2 protein-coding genes are annotated in these 6,144 nt (G+C 34.2%); both read left to right on the top strand.

Translation table 11 applies throughout. The features are described from left to right. A partial coding sequence (locus DB891_RS16590) for a LamG-like jellyroll fold domain-containing protein (RefSeq protein WP_116764699.1) occupies positions 1-5,168 on the top strand: 5,168 nt, incomplete at its 5' end. 83 nt (positions 5,169-5,251) lie between these two features. Further along, positions 5,252-6,085 (top strand): hypothetical protein, encoded by an 834-nt coding sequence (locus tag DB891_RS16585; protein ID WP_116764698.1) that lies wholly within the window; start codon positions 5,252-5,254, stop codon positions 6,083-6,085. The last annotated feature ends 59 nt before the right edge of the window (positions 6,086-6,144 follow it).

Genomic DNA, 6,144 nt, shown 5'->3' with positions numbered 1-6,144 from the left:
CTATAAGTATTGATTTACAAATAAATATAGCTATTTTTGAGCAGTATACGATTCACCCGCAGGGTGTCAGTTCAACAGGGACTATAGGTTATGAGTCTATCAGTCTTGCTTCTTTAGATGCTGTAAAAATGTCTGGATCTGCTGTTGCGGGTTCTCCTCTTTGGGTTGCCAGCACAATTGCTAATGCATTTACAAATAATCCAAACTATATTAAAAGATTATCTTTTTGCGAAATAGACGCTAGTAGTTTGTCTGGAAAAGCAATCCGTATGAAATTTAACTTAATATGGAATAATGGAGTTCCAGCATCAAATAAAAATTTCTTTAGAGTTTTAGTAAATGGGGTTCCAGTTGCAAGTCATCAAAATGTTACAGTTTATGGGGGTACTTCAACCTCTGGAAATACTACATTAACATATAATTTAGCTTCAGTTGCAGGTACAAAATTTAATGTTACTCTAGAAGGAGTAATGGATAATGATGCTTCGACTACACCAACTTATAATACTATTTTTGTTGATAACGTTGAATTTTATGAAGCTACAACTACTGATCTTGCCCTTTCTTCATTAACTACTAATACTGCTTTTACTGCAGCAGAAACTGTTACTGCAAAAGTGTATAATTTTTCTCCTAATGCAGTAACTAATATTCCTGTCTCTTATAAAATTAATGGTGGTGTAGAAGTTAATGAAATTATTTCAGGTCCTATTGCTCCTTTAAGTGATGTGACATATAGTTTCACACAAAAAGCTGATTTTTCTTCACTAGGTGTTTATACAGTTGTAGGTAATGTGAATTATGCAGACGATACTGTAACTACAAACAATACTGTAACTAAATCAGTAGCGAATGTTGGAACTGATGTATTGATGGGATCTACTTCAATAGTAACAAATTGTGCTGCTACATTTACAGATAGTGGAAGTAGATATGCAAATTATACTAATAACCTTAATCAAACAATTACTTTTAAGCCAGTTACGGCAGGTAATAGTGTTAAAGTTGATTTTACTGAATTTGCAGTTGAATCTGGTTATGATTACCTTTTTGTCTATAATGGCCCACTCACTACTTCCCCTTTATTAGGAAAATTTGATGGTAACAGTTTACCTCCTAGTTTTACCTCTACAGCTGCTGCTGGAGAATTAACTTTCAAATTTACTTCAGATACCGAAGTGGTTGATAAAGGTTGGATCGCTAATATATCTTGTGTAGCTAAACCTACTGTTGCTGATTATGGGATTGTTTCGATTGTAACTCCTGAGATACTAGGAAAAAAAACAAGTACGAATGATGTTACAATTCGTGTTACAAATTTAGGTCCAACAACTGCAACGAATGTTCCGGTTTTTTATCAGATCGATGGGCAGTCTAAAGTTACTGACATTGTTCCTACTATAGCATCTCTTGCTACTGTAAGTTTCACATTCGCAACAAAAGCAAATCTATCGGTTATTGATGCTGCTTATTCAGTAACTGCGGGTATTGATATAGCTGACGATAAAGCAGCAAACAACACCTTGGTGACGGTTGTTTATAATAAAAACGAGTTGCCTTTGCATACCAACACAAATGGTTTTGCGATCGCCAAGTTAAAATGGAATGATGTTATAAATTCTTCTGGAACAACAGCTTACTCTGACTTTAAAAACATTAAAATTCCTGTATATGCCGGGTTTACCTATCAGCCGGAAATCACAATTACCAAACCAGAAAGACCAATTACTAGAGATTTGACAACTAGTCCAGGGGTTTTTACGATGATGGTAATCGATTTGAACGGTGATGGTAATTTGACAGATGAATTTTATGCAGGTACTTTTTGGGTAAATACTTTGAATACAGCAACTGCTCCTGCAATAGCTTCAACTACAAGTAATCATTATTTTAGATATAATAGCACTTTAGCGGGAGGATTAACTATTCCTGCTGCAACAACAGCTGGTGAAAAATTAATGCGTGTTATACACATGTTCCGTTCGCCAAGCGAATATTTCAATGTAAATCTTGGACCTACATTAGATGGGTTAACAATGTCTAGGGGTGATTTTGAAGTAGAAGAATATACAATTAACGTACTTCCTTTTACAGCTGCTAACGCAAGTATCGAATCGATTTCCGCACCAATTAAGCCTGGTATGAAACCGGTAACTGTAAGTGCTGTTATTCGTAACTTTTCTAGTGTTGCTATTGCTAATTTCCCTGTTGCTTATAGTCTTAATGGTGGTCCGGAAGTTGTTCAAAACCAAGTAGCTTCAATAGCTGCGGGTGCTACTGCGACTATTCTTTTTACTGTAAAAGCTGATTTGGGACCAGTTGGTGATCATACAATTCGTGTCTTTACTAAATTAGTGGGTGATACAGATAGTACAAATGATTCTAAATCAATTACATTATCTCATGTCGCTAATGCTGCTACTAATGTTACAGGAACTTTCGATGGTATAGATGATTATGCTGTTGCAGATATTACTAGTGCCCCAGTTTTAGACCTTTCAAATAACTATACATTTGAAGCTTGGGTAAATCGAAAAAGTCCAACAATTTTTGGAAGAATTTTTGATAAATCAAAAGTGAATCTATTTGTACATACTAATAATAATTCTACTTATAAAGAGAATAGTTTAGTATTGACAATTACAACTGCTGCCGGTACCTATACCATTAATACAGCGTTAAATTCTGTTCAATTAAATAAATGGCATCATATTGCTTTTACAGTAACTACAGGTAATCTTTATACAATTTATATAGATGGAGTTGTTGCGCCTCATACTGTTGCAGCAGGTACTGCTGGAGCCGCAACGACTAATGCTGCTTTTCCAGCATTTATTGGTGGTAACTCATCTTTAACTCGTGGATTAAATGGTAGTATTGATGAATTGCGTGTTTGGTCAGGAGTTCGTACCCAAGCTACTATTGTTGCTAATGCAATGACCAAATATGTGGGTAACGAACCTGGTTTGTTAGCCTATTATTCTTTTTCTGAAGGAAATAAACAATTTTTATATGACACTACAACTAGTGACAATACTGCAATTGTTTTTAATGCAGACACAAATGGTTTAAGTGAAGGAAAATTCTGGAATACTCCGGTTCTTTTGCAAAGTTTAGGATTGAAAGACCAACTTACATCTTCTTATGATGCAGCTACTAAAACGTATACTGTTTTGTTAAAAGATGGTGTAGATGTTACTACTACTATACCTGTATTTATAGCAGGTATGAATTCAGTGGCTAAAATAAATGGTGTACCTCAAGTTAGCGGTGTAACTCCTAATAATCTTTCAAGCCCTGTAACTTTTACAGTTGAAGGTGTTGGTTTTAACACAGGAATTACTGAAACTTATACTTTAAAAGTGCTTACGGGATTAAGTAATGCAAGTAAGTTGTTAAGTTATAACTTTAAAATGGCGTCTAATCCAGGATTAACTCAGGATATTAATACTGTAATTGTTGGTGATAATGCCACTGCAACTGTTCCTTATGGAATTGATGTAAGAAATATTAAAGCTGATTTCAGTGTTTCACCTGGTGCTGAGCTTATTATTGATAATGTGTCACAATTAAGTTCCAAAACAACTAATTCAGATTATTCCAATAGTGTTATGGTTACTGTAGTTTCAGAAAATAAACTTTCTAAAACAAATTATATGGTTACCGTTAATGCTAAAAATACTGCAGCTGACTTTATTTCTTATTCAGTGCAAAATCAAGTTGGAGTAGCTTCTATAGATCAGTCTATAAAGACTGTCAAAGTGATAGTTGATAATAACGCTAACCTAAGTGCTTTAGTTCCTTCTTTTCAAGTGTCTGAACAGGCTAAAACACGTATAGGGACTTATCTTCAAAATAGTGGCATAACAACATTGAATTATACTTCAAAAGTGGGTTATAACATCTTAGCTCAAAACGGAAATATTAATGATTGGGATGTAACTATTGAAAGAGCAAAACCTGTAATTACTCTTTTAGGCAATGCTGTGGTTTCAGTACCACAAGGATGTGCTTATACTGAGTCAAGTTATACAGCTTTAGATAATTTAAACAAGATTATTACATCATCGGTTTTGGTTTCAGGATCTGTTAATGTTAATGTTATTGGTCAGTACCTACTTACTTATAGTGTTAAAGATGATTTGAATAATGAATCGTTTGTAACAAGAACTGTGAATGTAGTCGTTAACCAAAAACCGGTAATCACGGCTACAGCGAATATTAACGCTAACAGTGCTGCATCATCTTGTGGGGCAATAGTAGTTGTTGGAAATGCTACAGCGACAGATGATTGTTCTGTAGGAACGCCTACAGGGGTAAGAAGTGATGGATTAGTATTGAATGCTATGTATCCTGTTGGAATAACAACAATCAAGTGGAATGTAAAGGACAATGTTGGTAATTCAGCAATTGAAGTTGTTCAAACGGTTACTGTGATTGATAACATTCTTCCAATAGTATTCACGAAAAACATTACAGTTCAACTTGGTGCTTCGGCAAGTGTATTGATAACTGCCGCAGATGTAAACAATGGTTCAACAGACAATTGTGGAATCAAGTTATTAGAACTTGATAAAACATTATTTAGTTGTGCCAATGTCGGTGATAATACAGTTACGCTTAAAGTAACAGATAATAGTGGGAATGTTTCTACTAAAACAGCTATTGTAACAGTTGTAAATACTAGGCCTAATATAATTAGAAAACATTTTGACAATGTTATTTTCTTTGATAATAGTTCTAGGGAATTTGTTGCATACAGCTGGTATAAAAACGGAGTTTTAGTACCGGGTCAAACAGCTCAATATTTTAAAGATAGTGGGGTTTTAAATGGTAGTTATTATGCTAAAGCTACAAAAACAGATGGTACGGTTATTACGACATGTGATTTAACGTTTTCTCCTTCTATAGTAGAAGAGTATTTAAAGATAGCGCCTAATCCAGTTAAAAGTAATTCAAGTTACCAAATCCTTACTAATGTAGATTCGGCTAAGTTGCAAAACGCCCGTATTACAGTATTTAGCACACTTGGAATACTAATGAATGATAAAATTGTTAGTAATAATACAATAGAAATGATTGCGCCGACTACTGAGGGAATTTATATTGTAAAATTGACCTTGGCAAGCGGTAAATACTTCACGAAAAACCTTTTGGTTAAAAATTAAAAAGAGTAAATCATTAAGGATATGAAATCCTCATTCGATAAAAATGAGGATGGATTATTCTAATATTAAAAACATAGACGAATATGAAATTTGATGTTAAATATATAATAGGAATTGTAGTAATTCTATTCTCTACGGGAATGAATGCGCAGTTTTATGCGGGTATACAATCAGGAATAGCCAATATTCAAAGTGATGTAAACGGAGTTAAAGCATCCCATGAGATTGGAGGGGCATTAAAAGTAGGTTATATTTATTCCTTAACAGATCACATTGGTATTGGATCGGGAGTAGAGTTTTCACAATATAGACAAGAGGTGTTTTTAAATCAAGGGTCAACAACGCTAACTAATTTTGAAGTAGACGCTACCGGTTCTGCTTTTTCTTATAGTGTTACTACAAGTAATTATAAAGAATCTCAAACATTGCAAGCTATTCAGATTCCGCTTTTTTTGCAGTATAAAAAGAATATTAACAAAGGAATTGATTTCAATTTTAGAGCAGGTGTTAAATACTTTCTACCTGTAAGTTATAAGTTTGAAACTTCGGCAGCATCTGTAAATGGGTTTGCTTACTACCCAGATGTTAATTTATATATAGATGATTTGCCTGAATATGGTTTTGGGAATCAAACAAATTATGCTGCATCTGGAGAGTACAACACAAAAGGTGTTTTGATGAGTACTTTTGAGTTAGGATTTACTTTTCAAATGGGAGGGAAGAACGCTTTGTACACTGCTATGTTTCTTGATACCGGTTATGGAACAATCCTTGACCAAGAGAAAAACGAGTCTTATGTAGGCTATAATCCAACATCAAGCACTGATAGGAATGCAAACGGATTGTATAGTACCGACAAAGACGCAACTATTAAACCCGTTGCATTTGGTTTAACATTGGGTTGGAATTTTAAATAAATTCCGTTTTACCTAATGTATTACCATGACGCTATAAGAGGCTAAATAGTAAAAAAAAC

The sequence above is a fragment of the Flavobacterium laiguense genome, assembly GCF_003097655.1.
Taxonomy (GTDB): domain Bacteria; phylum Bacteroidota; class Bacteroidia; order Flavobacteriales; family Flavobacteriaceae; genus Flavobacterium; species Flavobacterium laiguense.
Note: the sequence above shows the minus strand (reverse complement) of the source record. Positions and strands in the feature narration are given on the sequence as shown.